Here is an 18,935-nt window from a genome sequence, read left to right as displayed (position 1 = left end):
TTACACCCCAATTTTTTCTATAATTTCTTGTGCCAGTTTTTCATCTGTTTCCATCATGGAGTTTAAAGTATAGGCAACTAGCGACATTATGCGAGCGTAATGATCTCTGATTTCCATTGTTTTGTTCAAAATTTTCTCATACTCACTTACAACCTGTTTCGCTTTTCCATCTTTGTAGTATTTAAATTGCTGGATGTTATGACTGGATGCTTGAATCTCATTTTCAAATGTACTTAGTATTTCTTGTAAGTACTTATAAATCGTAGTCATTTCATCCACATTCATCTGAATGCTTTGGCCATCAGACACAGCATTAGCCATTTACGATTTCCTCCTTCGTATAAGGAAATTCCAGTTCATCAAATACAAGCTTTAATAGCCAGAACTGACTTACAAACAAATATTGCTCTTTTACTAAATTAACAGCTGCTACTTTTTTCTCTTCTTCAAAGAAAAGCCATTGTTGATAGTAGCGTTGGTTGGACTGTAACGCTGGTTTTTCCGTCAGATGAAACAGTTCCATATTTATCATGCCCTGACCTGATAAGGAGCGTTGTTCCATCTCTTTTCTTTCCTGATCAGATGCTTCACGCGTTAGTTCTTTGTATTCATCTTCTTGTGGTTCCCTTAGCAGCATAGGGAAATGCTCAGTCAGCATTTTCAATACAATTGCTTTAGAGAGAACATGTAATTGATATTGCTGATGAGGTATGATTTCAACTAACATGATTAACTCATCTGATTTCTCCTCTAAAAAAGCAAACATAAACTGATTTAGTCGTACATACTTGCGGCTTTTATAATAAGTTTGTAGTGTTTGAATAACAGTGGCTCCGCCTTCTGTTATTTTCCCGTCTACTGTTAATATTTCTTTATCTATTAATTTTTGTTTTGCTTGTTCCATTACGTCTAGACCCTTCATGATTAGTAACTCTTTTGAATCTAGACCAAAAATGACATTGGCATCAAAAGCACTTGCTAGTAAATATAATTCTTCTGTACTGAAAGTATCCTTGATCATTTGTGAATCTATCATGAGCTATAAATTCCTCACTTTCCTCACATCTGCTGTATCTTCGAAATTTCTCACGTACGTATTTAAGTTTTCTAACGCTGTCGTATGCTTGTCCATAATATGCTTCATATCTCTATGGTATTGCGTAATTAAATCTAAGTATGCTTCAAACGCTCCGCGTGTGCTCCCGCTCCATTTAGCTGATTTTACAAAGCTTTTCAAATCATTGCTTTTTTCATAGGATGTGTTTAATGCTTCCTGGATTGCTTTAGAGCAGCTAATTGCTTGCTGTAAATCGCTATCAATAATCTCAACTTTCCCCATCTTCATCACTTCCCTTCTTTAGCCTTTGCATTTGCTTGGTCCCTGTAATAAATGTAACGATTGTAAGCTGCTTGTTTAGCTGCTATTAAACTCGACTGTTTCTCTTTTGCGGCTGAAATATACTTCGTCAGCTTCTCATCCAGTTGCTCACGTTTCGACACAAATTCATTGGATGGGATACTCCCACTTGATGAATGGGGCATCTTGCCTTTATAACTACTTAGCATACTATTAATTTCAGCTATACCATTTGAATAATCCGTGATGTTTTCTTGTAAGTCTTGGTATAGATTCCTATAGTAATCTCGTTTTCTTTCATATTCATTTTTTAAGAAATCAAACAAATCCATCCCCACCCTTTTAACGTAAATTCTCCACTGGCGATAAGTAAGCTGCTAATTTAATTTTTTCAGCCATGTTTTGCTGTATAAAGTAGGCTTCATAAGGTTGTAAATTCTTTTCTTTGTAAGGACGGTTAGAAACTTCAAACAGCCATTGGTCTGCAACTTTTGTTAATACAATACCCGTTTTCTGTTTTTTCACAGCTTGGTTCACCCTGTCGTAATCTTTTCCTAATAGACCATTTGTACCAGAAATAATACAGTGAATACCCATTCGATGCCCATTTTCGATGAGTTCTCCTAAATTGTCTTCTACTGTTGTATTCAATGTGCTATTAATAAATGGAACATCCGTTATTACAACAACAATAGGTCGTAGCTGTTTTTTAAATTCATGGATTGATAGTTGACCATTGCTTTCTTTCTGCATTTCAATAAATGCTTCTTCTCGTCTTTTCCATACATTTCTTAGTGCAGCAGCTACCTCTTCCATCTCTGTTCCATTAGAAACATACTGTGCAGCTACCTCTTTGCTTCCAGTGAATCTCATTGTACTGTTATCAAATAAAACGATATCGTATGCGTCACTACGTTTTAGAAGTTGTAGAATCATTTCCATCGAATTTTCAATGATCTCTAATTGATCTCCTATAACAACAATATTTTGATGCTTTTCTAAATCAAATGCGACAGGTTGTACTTCTTCCATATCAACTGCAAATGGTATTTGCTTGTTTTCAATAAGTTGCTTCGTTTGCGGCCAAGAAATGAACTCGTGATAATGTAGTACTTCAGGCACCATTGGAATTGGCAACGGTCTTTCACCTTTCCATGCATGATTCATAGCTTTCGCTTCTTCTTGAATAGCTTCAACAATAGCCAAAGCATCTTCTCCTATCGTTGGTAGCGCTGTTTGGAAAACTGCTGGATTTTCAAGTTTCACAAGTCCTCGCCCTGGTAATTCTTCAATTGTTAAATCTGTACGTCCAACAATATTTCGCGCTTCGTTTTGCTCAATGTTATAGAGTGCAATTTGCATTTTAATATTAGCTAAAAGTGACATCAGTATTGCGTTTTGACGGCCCGCACTCATTAATAAATGAATTCCAATACTCGCGCCCTCACGTGCAATTTGTGTAATCATTCTTTCAAATTCATCACCAAATTGTCCATCGCGTACCGTGTCATAGTTATCTAAAGTAATTAAAATATTCGGAAGAGATTTACCGCTTGCTTTCTCATACATTGCCATATTTGCGACACCATATTTGCTTAGTAGTTGTTTTCGAACTTTAAGCTCTTGGGATAAACGTCTAATAAATTTATTTATTTTCTCCAAATCATCTACCATAAGGGTATCCGCAACATGTGGTAAGCCTTTTAGCGATAATAAACCATTTGTACCAAAGTCTAATAAATAGACATGCAAATGTTCTGGACTATGCTTCCGTGCTAAATCCATTACAACAGATTGTAAGAAACTTGATTTCCCGTATCCTGGACTTGCAAAGACTACGATATGTCCTTCTTTTGTTAAATTCAGTTGTAATGGCTCTTGCGCTTGCATCTCTGGAATATCAACAATACCAATCATCGGTTCTAAATCGCTTTTCGGTTCTTGCCACGCTTGTTGGAAATCAACAAATTGCAGTTGCGGCAAGTAAATACGTTCTTCTAAAGGCGGTAACCATGGGCGCTTCAGCGGTGCTATTTGTTCTTCTTCTGTGTACTCATGAATGTAATCAATGACTGCATCCAATTCGGTTGGTACTTTTGCGATGCTCTCTTGTTTCCCAAAACCACTCAAATCCTCACTCAAAATCTCATACTGCCCTAAATCATTAATCGCATAAATAGTTGCGTCTAAATGCTCTTGATCGTCTCTGTTCTCTATGTAATCAGCACCGCTCCATGCAGATTGGAATAATTCATAGATTTCGTTATTTCCGACTTGTAAGTAAGCTCGTCCTGGCAGTGTGATTTCTGCGGCATCTGGTGTTTTTAAGATTTCGTTACTGTCGGATGTGTTTTGTACTTTTAGTGCTAATTTAAATTTCGAGTTACTCCAAATTTGGTCATCGACAACCCCGCTTGGTTTTTGCGTTGCTAGGATTAAGTGAATTCCTAGAGAACGACCGATACGTGCTGTTGATACTAGCTCTTTCATAAAGTCAGGCTGCTCTGCCTTTAACTCTGCGAATTCATCACTAATTAAGAACAAGTGCGGCATTGGTTCTTTCGCTTTGCCTTGTTTGTACAGTTTTTGATATTGGTTAATATGGTTTACATCATGTTCCCCAAATAAGCGCTGACGCTTTTGTAATTCCGCTTTAATCGATGCTAGTGCACGCATACTTTGTGCACCGTCTAAGTTCGTAATGGTTCCTAGTAAATGCGGTAAATCTTTGAATAGATTCGCCATTCCGCCGCCCTTATAGTCAATGAGTAGAAAGGCTACTTCATACGGATGAAAGTTTACCGCAAGGGATAAAATGTATGATTGAATAATCTCTGACTTACCAGAACCTGTCGTACCTGCCACTAATCCGTGTGGTCCATGTGCTTTTTCATGTAAGTTTAGATTTACAATATCTTCTTTACCGCGTAATCCAAGTGGTACAGCTAATGATTTGTGGGCTGCATTTTTTTCCCACCTTGCTGTAATGTTTAATTCTTGAATTTTCTCGACACCATACATTTCTAAGAAAGTTACACTTTCGGGAATACTATTTTTCAAGTTTTGTAAGTGATTCAGCGGTGCTAATGCACGGGATACATCTTCTAAGTTAAAGTCTTTTGGAAAATGATCGAGCGCGAATTGGCGGTTAACAAGTTCACCTTTTTCTAAGATGATATTCCCTTTCTTGGAATCTCTTATATCGATGACTGTCTTCACATGTTCTGGTAGACTTTGCATTACATCTTGTACGAAGACAAGTGATACTCCTAATTCCGTTGGATCTTCATTAAAGAATTCCATTACAATGTGATCTAAGATCAGTTTTTCATCTGTAATGAGTACAACATAGTGCGGTGCAAAATATAATTTTTCATTAGAAGAACCTTTTTCTTCTATTTTCATTTTGCGGTCTTTTAATATTTGATACAGACTGTTTAGTACTTGGTCACGGCTGCGTTCATGGTACACAAAACCACGTACGTTAATATCGCGCACACTTGCATGCGGCAGCCAGCGCATCCAATCCCATTTCTTCTTTTCTTCTTCAGGGAACAATGTAATAAACTGCAAATCATAGTAACTATGAAATAGTGCAGTTTGCATAACTAAAAGTTGCAGTTGTTCTAACACTAAAGAACGTTGTCCAATATATCCGACTGGTCCATTCATTAAATCTGTCACGACTGGAACATCTTGTAGTGAAAGGTATTGTTGTCTTAGTTCACGTGCTGTATCAATTAATTCATCTTTCTTTTGACTAAATTCTTCTTCGTTAAATTGAATTTCAAAACTAGTATTTTCCTGACCTGTTCCAACACGATATGTTAAGAAATCATGATGAAGCATCGTTTTTTCATATATACGTGAGTTTACCTGCATAGCCATGTTGCGAATTTCTGCAACATCTGGATAATGATAGTGAAGTGCATGACGTTGCTTTTCAGTTTCTTCATATAAATCTTTTGTCTTTTGTTTTAAATACTCTCTATAACTTGTGTCACGCTCTACAATATCAATTTTGTATTGCTTTAAACTTTTAATATACGATGTGATCGATATAATTACTGTCGCTACAGTCATCGCTAATGAGGCAAATATATATAAGCCATTTGACATAAAGATTGCCAATAGTACAGTGACCATGATCATAACAAGGGACGGAGCGATCATTCGCACTAAATGTTCTGTTGGTTTTGATGGTTCACTTGGTGGCTTTGCAATTGTCATTTTGTCAACTGGCTCACGATAAATAATGCGTGGTGAACGATGGTAGTCTGGATATTCATCACGAAAATAGCTATCTGCTTCAAGTAAACGAGGTAATATTGATTGTACTTTGTCTTTGGCTGCTCCAAATTGAATATCTTCATGTCCAATTTGAATTGTTACACCATCAAAAAATAATTGATCTCCACTTTCTAAAATAGCACTACCTTCTAATTTTTGATGGTTATGAAATACACGTCCTTCGTATACGTTAACTTTGAATGGTTCATCTAATGACTCACGAATGAATACGAGGTCTGCACCTGTTCCATCAATGGTAATATCATCACCTTCACGTTCGCTAAGCGTGATGGAATACTTCGTCGCTATATCATATACAGCAACCTCTTCAACATATGTGATCCACACATGGAGAGATTTATGATTTTTCAGTTCAATTTTATTCTCCTTGTTAACATGGATGGTTCTATCTTCTATTTTCCATACACCATTCTCAAGGTCCCAATTCATCGTAAGCGATTCTTCTAAATCAAGATTCGTAATTGTATTTGACCACTCATTCCCAATTGTCACAACGGGACGTTCAGATGGATTTAAGCGACATTTATACAATTTATCGCCATAGCTCACTGCTAGAAGTTGTTGCTTCATCCTTCTCCACTACTCCTTTGTTAGCTTCTATAGTTAAAAAAATATGTGTACTGTTTCTCTTAAAGATAGTAAAATTCCCACCTAGATTCTTTTCTTTACGTTTTGAGGTGAGAGTTTTACTATCCATTAGAGCAGGATACATGAAGTAAAAGAAGTTTCATTCTTTTAACGTTCTTAGTTTGTTTATTTGTTCGTATTAGATAAATCTTTTTCATCAGATGTATCACTATATTTCTTTTTATACTCATCTAACTGTTGCTGATATGTTTTTAACTTCTCATCTCGTTCTTTTCCCGACAATTTCGGATTATTTTTCACAGCCTCTATTTGTTTGATTAAGCCATACATGATTAATTGTGGATCATCAATCTGCTTTGCTATATCTAGAGATTTATTAAAATCTCCCTTACCGTTATAAATCCAATACAGCAAATAGTTTTCATCACTTTTTAAACTGATGTTCTTCATAATAGATGCTTTTTGCTGTTCCCCTAATTTCTCACCCTTAACATAAGAATATGCCAGCTCATATTTAGAAGCTAAAGGTAGTCCTTCAGCATCTTCATCTTGTAAATTACTAATGACTTGATCATAATCAGTAGCTAAAAAGTTTTTATTTGCTTCTAACAATGTATTTTGATAAGGCACTTTCATAAACGCGTAATACGCTAATGGTGCTACTAAAATAACCGTAGCTGCCGCAAAAGAGTATGCCATATATTTGAACCTTTTAAAGTTTTTCTTAGGGACAATTTGCATATTCTTTTCTGTTTTTCTTTGTTCTTTTTCAAAGCTATCTTCAATAAATTGGATTAATTCGTCTAAACTGTTCATACTAACAACATTTTGCTCAAATGTTGTTTCTTTTGCATTTTTCAAGACGCCGCTATACAATTCATCATAGCTATATTTTTTAGAAAACAATGCAATAATTAAACATTTATATTGTAATAAGAATTTTTCTTCTGTAATTGGGGCTGGCGGGACAATCTCTCGAATTCCACGATGAACAATAAAAGGTAAATAATTAGTATCAAATACTAGATTTTCTGGGTGTAAAAAGAACGTTATTCTTCTATGTAAATACTCTTTAAAACGAGCGACATTTCGAAGCAATCGTAATTTTTCATTTCTCTCTAAATCTTTTATATCGTCCCACTTCTTTAGTTTCTTACTAACTTCGTATGAAAAGACAAAGGCATCCTCCGTTTCTTCTACTGCTACCGGAACAAAGATTGCTGACTTCTCCATTAATAAATCAAATTGACAAAAATCTTTTACTCGAGTTTGTGACTGGGCAAGTTCTAATTTCCAAGTCCCTTCGCCTATTTCAAATCGATAATTCATCGAATCAATCTGAATCGTTTTCTCCACCATGTTCTTCTCCTTTTGATCGTATACATAAATTTCTACACATTGAACTATTTATCCAAGTAGTCATAGTACTTGTAAAATATCTCCATCAGTTACTTCATAATCTATTAACCGATCATTGTCTGTTAGTAATAGCGACTTATTAACAACTTTTATGACATAATGTGACCCATCATGATTTTGAACTTTTAAAGTTTCTATTAAATTCTTCAACAAATATTTAATAGATTGATGATTAGGAATGCGTAAATCATATGTTTTCCCATTCCATTTACTAAAATCTACGGTGACATTAATATGTGTTTGAACAGCCATTCATATTTCTCCTTATACCCCAGTTTTTCGAATAATGGCATAAATACCACTACAAATGAGTAGAATCCCACCGATGAGTAGTACCGTCATCGTTGTACTAATTGGTGTTCCCGTTGTGCTTTGATTATTATTTGTTTCACTCGAATTCATTTGCACCGCGTAGTTTTTCTGGAATAAACTTTCTTTTGTATCTTTGATATCATCATTTGTTTTTGTATTGAGAAATAAGGATTCCCTTAATTCTTGCATCTGTTTCTTTTCTTTCTTTTGTTTTTCTGCAATTTCTTTCTCTACTTCTGGATTAAATAATTCTATTTGTGTCTTATCTAATTCCGTTTCTTGTTCCCCTTTATTCATTTTTTCTTGATCTGTTTGTTCGATTCGATCTACTTTAAACTCCATTTTCCCATTATCATTGAGGTAGCTCTCTGCCGCGCACCTCATCGGTAACGCGGCAAATGAGCCAAGGAAAAGAAACAATGATAAATTAACTAATACTTTCCGTGATTTGATCATCTAACTCTTGTCCCTCTCCTCTTCTTCTATGCCATACAAAGAGATTGATAATAAATCCAAAAATAGCTAAGCCAATAATACATCCAAAAATAGCAGGCTCACTATTTTTACCACTTATAAAGTTATTTAAAAATGTTTCAATATATTGAAGTGGTGAGAATTTACGTATTTGTCCAAAGTACGACATTTTATCTACATTCATTCCTACTGCATTCGTTAAGAACAAATACATACTAAAGAACGTTAATAATACAAACATCCCAATCATTTTTACCTGACGTAATAAATATGTGGAAATCAGAACTAAAGCAGCCATAATCATTGTAATAGAACCAATCCACATTAAATTACGTGTCTGATCAAATTCTAGTAAATGCCCTGAAATAATACCAATCGTTATCCCTTCTGCAATTGCAATTCCTAAAGTAATTGCAGTAATTGGTACATTTGAAAGCATCGTAGAGAATTCTTCTTCAAAATCATCTTTTTGACTACGTCTTTTTTCTTGATGTGCGATTGCATAAGAAGTAAATAAAGCAACAATAAAGCATACCAATACCATTAAGTACGGTGTAAATGCATCCCCAGCTGTAATCGTACCATCATTTTGCTTCTGAACTGGACTTGCTAAAAATTGATATAAGTCTTCATTTTGACGCTCTCCAACACGGCTATTTGACAGTACTTTCGCAAAGTTTTTGGAGAAATCCTTGTCATCTGCTACTTTTTCACTATAATCATCTAGTAATGTATTCGCTTTCGATACAATCGTTACACCACTATCTTGAATTTCTTTTGCCTGATTATTAATTTCATCAAACGTTTTATACACGTTATCTGCCGCTAATAGATTTCCTTTAGACGCATCACTTAAAGATTGGCTTTGCGTTAACAATGAATTATACTCGGAATTTAATGCTAACACGGCTGTTTGTTCACCATCACGATTAGTCGCCACTACTTTTTGGTCATCCATTAATTTCAAGCTATTTTCACGCCATGCTTCTACATTTTTTAAGTATTCTCCTAAAGTCGTATTCATAACTTGAGCTTGTTCTGTTGTTTGTTTTAATACTTCTGCCAAGTGTTCTGAATTTTGATCAGCATTACCTACTAATTCCATATACGTATCGACTTTTTGTTTTAAATCATTTGTTTCTGCCGTTATTTCACCAGTAATCTCAGTTGCAATAAAGTTTGCCATTACATCTACTATATCTTGCTTATTGAAAATGTAATAAAGAGAATCTGGTGCAGCTTGATCACTTAATGTTCCCTCTTCTAACTTTGTTTCTAAATCTGATTTCATATCAAAGCCATAATACAATTCATACAAACTTACCAATTGCTCATAAGCTTGTACTGTTTTAACAGAATCACTAATTAATACATTTGTTGAATCTGGGAATAAATTCTCTGCCTTTTGATGTGAGATTCGATCATTCGTGCGTTCAATTGTTTCTACCTTAGGTTTATCTTTGTTAGGATCACCTGGGGTTGTTCCATCGCCCTTATTTGGATTACCTGGGGTTGTTCCATCACCCTTATTTGGATCACTTGGGGTTGTTCCATCGTCCTTATTTGGATCACTAGGGGTTGTTCCATCGCCCTTATTTGGATCACTTGGGGTTGTTCCATCACCCTTATTTGGATCGCCTGGGGTTGTTCCATTGCCCTTATTTGGATCACCTGGGGTTGTATCCGTTGTTTGTACTGTTTTCGTTACCTTTTGTGAAGCTGTACTTATCGATGTATTACCAGTGTTTCCGGCATCTTCTTTTCCATTAGGATTGGAAGGCTTTCCTGTTTCAGTAGGTGTTTTCTTCTCATGCTTATGGTCTAAATTCCACTGCCAATTTACTGGAGTAAACACATCTATATTTGCATTCGGATCTAGTAATTTAACATGTACACGAACATCCAAATTTCCTTCTTCTCGTGCTGGTAAAGTAACTGTGCCTTTATTTAAAAATTCTTCTGTATAATCTTTGCCATCAATTACTAACGACTGATTATCTGAATATAGACCAAACCCACTCGGAAGATTTAAAGTAAACTTTTGAGGATCATCCATCTTCGGTACTTTTTTGACATCGTTAAAGACGATTCCATTTGTTGCAAGATCCACTTTAATGGTTTTTATTGTATTTCCTAAAGGGGTTTGTCCTGTATCTTCAGGATAAAATTGATTCTCTGTATTGTATTTTCCAGTAACTCGAATCACATTTTCTAACTCTTGTTTTGTTTCATCTGGTAACGGAAGCTGATCTATCTCTTCCATACTCACACTCGGTAAGTGATTGATTAGCTGTTCAATTTTCTTCTTAATTGCATCGTTCGGTTGCTGCATAAGTGTATTTAGATATACTGCTTTTTGATCCTCACCCGAAATGGCTTTCTTTAATTTCTCACGAGTCTCAGCTTCAATATCCGACTTTAATTTTTCTGTTAAATCTGCATCGTAACTGCGAATTTTACTATTAACGTCTGTTAAGTAATTTTGAATAGCAGCTGAATCTGATAAAATATTAGCATTAGCTTTTTGATCTGCAAGAGTGAATTGATCAGCTATCGCTTTGTTAGTTAACTCCAAAGTATCTAGCCTTTTTAATACATCCTCTGTACTTAAATCGCTATTGAATTGATTCAGTTGGTTAGAGAAATTATTTGCAACTAAACTATTTTCCCCTTGTGTCTTTTGGAAATTACCAAAACTATTTTGGAAAGCCAAATTAGATTGTGCGGTTCCATCAATATTTTGTTCCAACCCATTCAAGACACCTTGAAACCCTTTAAATGTATCTATTGAAACTCCTGTATAATCTTGTACTGTTTTAAATTGTTGTGTATAGTTTGCTAAAGGGCTTTGTACATCTGTCTTATATACATTAAATTGAGCTTGTTCTTTGTTGATGATTGCCTGTATATTATCTTGTGCACCTTGTAAATTCCCAACAATACTGGCAAAATAAACATCTACTATATGTTTATTAAACTCTTCTAAAATAGAAGCCGCAGTATTTTCTGCCTCTGCCTTCAAATCTTTATTACCAGTAGCATTAATTTTGTAACTTATCGTTACTTTTTCTGGCGAATCCGAATTAATAGCAACCGCTTTCTGGGAAAAATCATTCGGAATAACAATCATCATGTTATAATTATTATTCTTCAAACCATTTTCCGCTATTCCGCGACTTACCACATACCATTGTTGTGTATCATTTTTACTAATGTTTTTTGTAAACTGATCTCCAAAATTTATTTTCTGCCCTTCAAACGTCGTTCCTTGATCTTCGTTTACTACGGCAACTGCCATTTTTTTAGCACTAGTTTCATCCTCTTTTTTAACCTTATGATTTAATGCTAAATAGGAAGTTCCCGTTGCTAGTACAAGAGCTAAAACAATAAACAACAAAATCCTCCATTGAATTTTTTTCAATACTTACCACTCCTGTGAATATAAAATAATTTATCCATTGTTAGCATGTAGCTTATTTTTTTCTTTCAAATGTATAGCCTTAAACTGCATCAACATAATTGCAATGGAGAGAATGATTATTATTAAAATTTCAAAATTAAACCACTTATATATAAATCAGCCATACAACAAAAGTCGCATGGCTCATTTATCAATCTTCTACTATTCAAGCTTTCTTATTTCAAGCCAAAATTACGTGATAACTGCTCATCATGTTCAGCAACAGCTTGTGCAGTTCTGTCTAATTGAACGTTAATCTCATGTAATAATTGAGAGAAACTTTGTACTTTCGGTTTCAATTCATTAAATTGTTGATCAAACCCTTGGAAAGCACGGCCTTCCCATTCACCTCTTAATTCATTTTGTAACCCTTCCAGCTTGCGTAAAATACTATCAATTTCTTGAGAGCTTCTACCATATAGAGCTGCTTTAGCTTTAAGTTCCTCAGGACTCATACGAATTTGTCCAGACATTTAATATTCCCCCTATCAATATGCGAAAATTGTAAAATTAACCATTTTAATTTTACTATTTCTATTATAACAATAATGATAAAATTATAGGAAGGAAAATTTACCTTTTTGTATATAAATATCCAATATTATTATTATTATATTTATATATAAATATAATAATAATAATAATATGTTATTAAACGAGAATAACTGTAATCTAATACAGATTTTTGAAAATCATATTAGAAAACTGGCTAAGCATAAAGTGAAACTTCCATCAGTGGGGTTCTTCATCCCCCACTGATGGTTAGTTGAACCAATCGGGCTTTTACGGGCAATTTCCCCCACCTATCTTCTTTGTTTCTCTCTCAATCTTGAGGTGAGGGTCTTACTGCCCGTTAATGCGGGATACAAAAAAGAGACTTGATGAAATTTCATCAAGTCTCTTTTGTTCCCCTTCCCGATCACGGGAATCGAGGGAATTGTCCAAAGTCCGGACGGCGTTTTTCTTTAAACGCATCGCGGCCTTCTTTTGCTTCGTCTGTTGTGTAGTATAATAGCGTTGCATCACCAGCTAGTTGTTGAATACCAGCAAGGCCATCTGTATCTGCATTAAATGCAGCTTTTAAGAAACGAAGTGCCATCGGGCTGTTTGCTAAAATTTCTTCTGCCCATTTCACAGTTTCTTCTTCTAACTGTTCTAATGGTACAACTGTGTTAATTAAGCCCATATCAAGTGCTTCTTGCGCATTGTATTGACGGCATAAGTACCAAATTTCGCGTGCTTTCTTATGACCAACCATACGTGCTAAATAACCAGCACCGTATCCGCCATCAAAGCTGCCTACTTTTGGACCAGTTTGGCCAAATACTGCGTTATCTGCTGCGATTGTTAAATCACATACGATGTGAAGAACATGTCCACCACCGATTGCATAACCTGCTACCATTGCGATAACTGGTTTTGGAATCGCGCGAATTAAACGTTGTAAGTCTAATACGTTTAGGCGCGGGATTTGGTCTTCCCCAACATATCCGCCATGACCGCGAACCTTTTGGTCACCGCCAGAACAGAATGCACGGCCACCTTCACCTGTTAAAATGATAACGCCAACATTTTCATCATCTCGTGCATGTGCAAACGCATCGATTAACTCCATTACCGTTTTTGGACGGAATGCATTATGTACTTCAGGACGGTTAATCGAAATTTTTGCGATTCCATTGTATGTGGAGTAAATAATATCTTCGTAATTACCTTCTTTTACCCATTCAATCGTCATTTTGTCTCTACCTCCTTTTATGTTTTGCAAAAAGCCCCTTACTATTGTATCAAACTTTTGCGGTTGTTCCACATGAATTGCATGGCCCGCGCCAATAATTTGTACAAATTCAGCATGAGGAATATGTTTTTTCATCTTTTTTAAGATGTGAAAGAACTTTTCATCATATTCTCCGCTCATGAGTAAGACCGGCATTTGCAAGTGTTGCAATTCATTCCACCAAGATGGCTGCGCTCCTGTTCCCATGCCCCGCAAGCTATTTGCAAGACCCTCAGGATCATTAGCTAACCTTTCTTCACGTACGCTAGCTTGTACATGAAGCGGTAATTTTTTTTGCGTGGCAAAGAGCGGAATGTTCTCCCATTTTTCCACAAAAGCAGAAACGCCTTCTCGTTCAATCTTTTCAGCAAGCTGTTCATCCTTTTGTCTACGCTCTTCACGTTCTTCTTCTGTTATCAGTCCCGCTGTACAGTTTTCTAACAAAAGAGACAAGGCGCGCTCTGGATATAAACAAGCAAGCGTAAGCGCAAGGCGCCCGCCCATAGAATAACCTAACATATGCGCTTTTTCAATTTGCAAATGATCGAGTAAGGCAATGAGATGCCCAGCTACCGTTTCTACGTTATAGTGCCAGGGTTCCTTTGGACTTTCCGTTTTACCATGTCCGATTATATCGACTAAAATCACTTGAAACTGATCGCTCCATGCAGGAACAAACGAACGCCATGTTTCCATGCTGCCTGTAAAACCATGAAGTACAAGAAACGGCTCGCCGCTTCCGATTACTTCATATTCGTAAGAAACACCATGTACGTTTACTTTCATTTCCCTTCACCTTGCAATACTTCTGAAACAATGGCTGCTGCCTCTGCCATAATGTCACGATGAAGCTGTAAGTTCTCTTCACGATCTGTTTGGATTTCAATGACATGCAGTCCATTTTCTCTCGTACCTTTGTCCACTTCATTTCGAAACGCTTCCCATGTTTTTACGCGCTGGAATGAACCGTTATACATCTTGACAACATGTTCATAATCAAGTCCGAGCGGCGTACCAAATAATGCTTCAAAATGTTCTTTCTGTTCATACTGCGGTAAAAATGAGAAAATACCGCCGCCATCATTGTTAACGACAACAATAGTTGCATTTAAATCATGTAGCTTTGCTGCTAACAATCCATTTAAATCATGGTAGAACGATAAATCCCCCACAACTAATACGAGCGAATCACGAGCTACACTCACCCCAAGCGCTGTCGAAACAATGCCATCAATGCCATTGACACCGCGATTTGCTAGTACTTCAATATTTTTATCATTTGAGAAGAAAAATGTATCTGTATCACGAATTGGCATACTGTTACTTACAAATAAAGTTGCATCATTTGGCAGAACATCTACAAGTTCTGTAATCACTTTTCCTTCAAATGCATGTTCATACGATTCAATTTTAATAAGCTTCTCTTTTGTTACAGCATTTATCTGTTGCCACATATGAAGCCAGTCATAGTTGCTTTGCTGCTTGACGTCATTTACAAGCTGCTCACAAAATTTAGCATCATTTGCATACACAACTTCTGTGGACATAAGCGCTGGATCACGCCAATTTCCAGATTCGTCAACAACAATGTGCAATGCTTCTGTTTGCTTTTTCAAGTATTGCGTAAGTGCTTTAGAAACTGGCATACCGCCGAAGCGAATGATCACATCTGGTTTCCAACTATCGCGAAGTTGTTCATTTCGTAAAAATGTATCATAGCAATCTATAATCGTCTCTTTATCGTGAAGACTGCTGCGAAGCCCAGAAAGCGGATCTGCAAGAATCGGATAACCATATGCTTTTGAAAAAGCCACGACAGCTTCTGCAATATTTGGATGACTATCATCACCACATACAATAAGCCCCTTTTTCATATGCGAAAGGCGCTCTCGTAAAGATGCTGCATATTCATCCGTCACCGCTATTTCCCCTTGATGAACGGTTGTTTCGTATTCTCCGCGGCCTTTTTCCCATAAATTTTCTAAAGAGAAATTCGGAATTAACGGCTCGCGAAGCGGAAAGTTTACATGAACGGGTCCTTTCGGCGTTTGTAATGCCGCTGCTATCCCTCGTCCCGCTGTCATCCGTGCATATCGATACATTGGTTCTGCTGCTTCTGGAAGTGCCATTTCAATAAATTGTTTTACAAACGAACCGAACAAATGAAATTGATTCATTGCTTGCGGTGCACCAATATCTCGCAATTCATGCGGACGATCCGCTGTCAGTACGAGAAGCGGGATGCGCGAATGAAATGCTTCACATATAGCTGGATAATAGTTTGCTGCCGCTGTGCCTGATGTACATAATAAGGCAACAGGGCGTTTTTTTGCCTTCGCAATGCCAAGAGCAAAAAAGGCCGCTGATCTTTCATCCACGTGTAAATATGTGCGGATTTGTTCATGCTGCGTCATTAATAAGGCAAGCGGCGTTGACCGTGAACCCGGGCTAATGACAACATCCTGCACATGCAGGCGCGCCAATTCATCAACAAACGCGCCTAAGTAATACGATAATGCTTCTATATGATTGCTCATCTAGATAGTCCCTCCAAAGCAGAAAGCATCGGCTTAAATTTCAGCCTTGTTTCCTCATACTCTAAATGCGGCTTTGAATCAATGACAATGCCGCATCCAGCAAATAACGAAGCTTGTTTACCAGACAATAATCCGCAGCGAAGTGCTACGGCAAATTCTCCGTTTCCTTGTTCATCAACCCAGCCCATTGGCGCTCCGTATAACCCGCGATCTAATAGCTCTACTTCACGAATCAATTTCAGCGCTTCTTCTCGCGGTGTTCCTCCAAGAGCTGGTGTTGGATGAAGTTCTTCAATCATCGATAATAAATCACCATTTCCATTTGCTTGTACTGGTGTATATAGATGAAGTAAATTTTTCGTCTTCAATAATTGCGGTTCATATGGAATATCAACCGTTTCACAATGCCTTGTTAACACACTGCGAATCATGTTTACAACATAATCATGCTCTGCTAAATTTTTCTCATCATGCAAAAGTTCATATCCATTCTCTTTCGTTTCCTCTTCTGAAGCACCTCGTCCAATCGAACCGGCAAGACACATGGATGTATATGTTTCTCCCTCTTTACGAAGAAGCCTTTCTGGCGTTGCTCCTAAGAAGCACGTTCCTTTATAATCAAACGCAAATACATAACAATCCGGTTGACCTATACGAAGTGCTGCCAAAACAGAAGCCGAATCAACATCTTTATCCATAACAAGTTGCATCTCACGAGCTAACACAACTTTTTGAACAGCCCCTCGCTTCATTTCTTCCTGCACTTGTTCAATTGCTTGCAGCCATTTCTCGGGCTCTACTTCTACTTTCGAAAGAATGGTCACATGCTCTTCCACGAAGGAATGCTTGCTTTGCTGCAACAATTGCTCCTCAGCGTTTTGTAATTCCTCATAAATCTTTTCTGCACAATCATTTCCAGAAACAAAACGGTTCACTGTTAACCATGCCTTTTCATTCTTTACCGTTAACAAAAAGGCTGGCAATTGCAGTGTTGTATCGTGAAATGACTTCCATAAATCCGTTCTTTCTTTTCGTGGATCAAAAGCAAAACCACCAAATAAAAGCGGTCCTGTTCCAAATTCGTAAGTATCACGATGAATTACTGCTTCGTCTTTCAATCGCGCCCACTCTTGACGAGCATTTTGAAAGCGCTTATCAGAAGAATTTGCTATAGTAAAGGCAGAACCTACTCCAGCGAAGATAACGTGCTGCGATGGATCTGCAAAATAACATCTGTCTCTATATCCAAATTGTGTTCCTGCTGCATAAAAAAGGAGTGGATCAACCCATTCCACTTGCTTCACAAAACTAACGAGTACTTGCCCGTCAGCTGCGCGCTGAATCGCAGTAAGAATCACATCTTTTACATCATGTTGTTTCGTTTGAATCACACAGTCTCCCCCCTATGGGCGAAAAATAGTCATAAATACGCTTGATTTTAAGATACACCTCAAACGAAAGGTGTGTCAATGTTTAGCATTTCTGAGAAAATCCGAGCATATTCCTAGAAAATAAACGTTGACACTATATGATGCTTTTCCTACACTTAATTGTGTACTTTTTGTGTACGTGTTCCGCTCTAATGGGCAGTAAGAACTCATTTTTATTTTATATAACAAACAGATAGGAGGATTCCATATGGAAGTAAAAACTGAAACGAATTCCTCTTCCATGCAGCCAAAGCCAAGTAAACAAACGGGCTGGCGTATTTGGTGGAGTTTATTACGTCCTCATACATTAACTGCAGCTTTTGTTCCCGTCTTTATTGGAACAACTTATGCTATGCATGTTGAAGGTATTAGCAAAATAAATCTTCCTCTTTTCCTTAGCATGCTTCTTGCTTGCCTTCTCATTCAGGCAGCAACAAACATGTTTAACGAATACTTCGATTATAAAAGAGGGCTTGATCATGAAGGATCCGTTGGGATTGGCGGTGCAATCGTTCGCGATGGTATTCAGCCGAAAACAGTATTAAACTTAGCGTTTGGATTCTTTGGCATCGCAATTTTATTAGGAGTTTACATTTGTATGAGCTCCAGCTGGTGGCTTGCGGCAATCGGTCTTATTTGTATGGCTGTTGCCTACTTATATACAGGCGGCCCAATTCCAATTGCCTATACACCTTTTGGAGAATTAACAGCAGGATTATTTATGGGTGTTATTATTATTGGAATTTCATTCTTTATTCAAACTGGAACTGTAACATCAGAAGTTATATTACTATCCATTCCAAATGCCATTTTAATTGGAGCCATTCTACTTGCCAATAATATTCGCGATTTAGATGGCGACAAAGAAAACGGACGAAAAACATTAGCCATTTTAGTCGGACGAAACAATGCAATTAGTGTGTTAGCATCCATGTTTATCATTTCTTATATATGGACGATTGCCCTTATTATTGTCGGTATTGCCTCACCGTGGATGCTCGTAGTCTTTCTAAGCGTTCCAAAAGCATTTAAAGCAACAAAAGGTTTTATCGGAAAGAGCATCCCAATGGAAATGGCACCTGCGATGGTTGCCACAGCAAAAACGAATACAATTTTCGGATTTTTAATGGGAATTGGGTTATTACTTGGATATTTCCTATAAGAAAAGCGCAAGTGTAAAAGCACTTGCGTTTTTTTATGGTACATTCATGTTATATGTTGTCGAATTGTCTTTATCCCGCATGAACGGGTAATAAGTGTTGAATTGGAA

At 36.9% G+C, this 18,935-nt stretch carries 14 protein-coding genes and 1 pseudogene; 1 reads left to right on the top strand and 14 read right to left on the bottom strand.

Going from position 1 to position 18,935, the window contains the following annotated elements; all coding sequences use genetic code 11:
- The 14 genes and pseudogenes from CN326_RS04055 to CN326_RS03990 form a co-directional block, all read right to left on the bottom strand.
- Entirely contained in the window at nucleotides 1-321 is a 321-nt protein-coding gene (locus tag CN326_RS04055) for a hypothetical protein (RefSeq protein WP_253630722.1), read from the bottom strand.
- Nucleotides 314-1,036, bottom strand: coding sequence for a DUF5081 family protein (locus tag CN326_RS04050; RefSeq protein WP_098306466.1), 723 nt, complete (start codon nucleotides 1,034-1,036; stop codon nucleotides 314-316). Before CN326_RS04050 ends, CN326_RS04055 begins: the two co-directional genes overlap by 8 nt.
- Nucleotides 1,037-1,039: 3 nt before the next feature.
- On the bottom strand, nucleotides 1,040-1,339 hold the full coding sequence (locus CN326_RS04045; protein ID WP_098306810.1) for a WXG100 family type VII secretion target: 300 nt from the start codon (nucleotides 1,337-1,339) through the stop codon (nucleotides 1,040-1,042).
- Nucleotides 1,340-1,344: 5 nt separating this feature from the next.
- Entirely contained in the window at nucleotides 1,345-1,683 is a 339-nt protein-coding gene (locus CN326_RS04040) for a chorismate synthase (protein WP_098306464.1), read from the bottom strand.
- Nucleotides 1,684-1,699: 16 nt separating this feature from the next.
- Nucleotides 1,700-6,238, bottom strand: a complete 4,539-nt coding sequence (gene essC / locus CN326_RS04035; RefSeq protein ID WP_098306462.1) for a type VII secretion protein EssC — start codon at nucleotides 6,236-6,238, stop codon at nucleotides 1,700-1,702.
- Between the two features lie 183 nt (nucleotides 6,239-6,421).
- Nucleotides 6,422-7,615, bottom strand: coding sequence for a type VII secretion protein EssB (essB, locus tag CN326_RS04030; protein WP_098306460.1), 1,194 nt, complete (start codon nucleotides 7,613-7,615; stop codon nucleotides 6,422-6,424).
- 60 nt (nucleotides 7,616-7,675) lie between these two features.
- Complete coding sequence (locus CN326_RS04025) at nucleotides 7,676-7,927, bottom strand: EsaB/YukD family protein (RefSeq protein WP_098306458.1); 252 nt, start codon at nucleotides 7,925-7,927, stop codon at nucleotides 7,676-7,678.
- A gap of 12 nt (nucleotides 7,928-7,939) precedes the next feature.
- Entirely contained in the window at nucleotides 7,940-8,443 is a 504-nt protein-coding gene (gene essA, locus CN326_RS04020) for a type VII secretion protein EssA (protein WP_098306456.1), read from the bottom strand.
- Nucleotides 8,415-11,882: a type VII secretion protein EsaA gene (esaA, locus tag CN326_RS04015; protein WP_098306454.1), complete on the bottom strand. Its 3,468-nt coding sequence runs from the start codon at nucleotides 11,880-11,882 to the stop codon at nucleotides 8,415-8,417. The genes essA and esaA overlap by 29 nt, the downstream gene beginning before the upstream one ends.
- Nucleotides 11,883-12,097: 215 nt before the next feature.
- Nucleotides 12,098-12,394 carry a WXG100 family type VII secretion target gene (locus tag CN326_RS04010; RefSeq protein ID WP_098306453.1) on the bottom strand — a complete coding sequence of 99 codons (297 nt, stop codon included), beginning with the start codon at nucleotides 12,392-12,394 and terminating at the stop codon, nucleotides 12,098-12,100.
- A gap of 446 nt (nucleotides 12,395-12,840) precedes the next feature.
- Entirely contained in the window at nucleotides 12,841-13,659 is an 819-nt protein-coding gene (gene menB, locus CN326_RS04005) for a 1,4-dihydroxy-2-naphthoyl-CoA synthase (protein ID WP_098306808.1), read from the bottom strand.
- 36 nt (nucleotides 13,660-13,695) lie between these two features.
- Nucleotides 13,696-14,484: pseudogene (gene menH / locus CN326_RS04000) on the bottom strand (2-succinyl-6-hydroxy-2,4-cyclohexadiene-1-carboxylate synthase); the annotation flags it as partial.
- Nucleotides 14,481-16,235: a 2-succinyl-5-enolpyruvyl-6-hydroxy-3-cyclohexene-1-carboxylic-acid synthase gene (gene menD / locus CN326_RS03995; RefSeq protein WP_098306451.1), complete on the bottom strand. Its 1,755-nt coding sequence runs from the start codon at nucleotides 16,233-16,235 to the stop codon at nucleotides 14,481-14,483. The gene menD and the pseudogene menH, both read right to left, overlap by 4 nt.
- On the bottom strand, nucleotides 16,232-17,626 hold the full coding sequence (locus CN326_RS03990; RefSeq protein WP_098306449.1) for an isochorismate synthase: 1,395 nt from the start codon (nucleotides 17,624-17,626) through the stop codon (nucleotides 16,232-16,234). The genes menD and CN326_RS03990 overlap by 4 nt, the downstream gene beginning before the upstream one ends.
- Before the next feature lie 247 nt (nucleotides 17,627-17,873).
- Between CN326_RS03990 and CN326_RS03985 the strand changes: the two genes are divergently transcribed.
- Nucleotides 17,874-18,827 carry a 1,4-dihydroxy-2-naphthoate polyprenyltransferase gene (locus CN326_RS03985; protein ID WP_098306447.1) on the top strand — a complete coding sequence of 318 codons (954 nt, stop codon included), beginning with the start codon at nucleotides 17,874-17,876 and terminating at the stop codon, nucleotides 18,825-18,827.
- Nucleotides 18,828-18,935 lie beyond the last annotated feature (108 nt).

The sequence above is a fragment of the Bacillus sp. AFS018417 genome, from assembly GCF_002560985.1.
GTDB lineage: Bacteria > Bacillota > Bacilli > Bacillales > Bacillaceae_G > Bacillus_A > Bacillus_A rhizoplanae.
The sequence above is the reverse complement of the archived record's forward strand: the minus strand, read 5'-3'. Positions and strand labels throughout refer to the sequence as shown.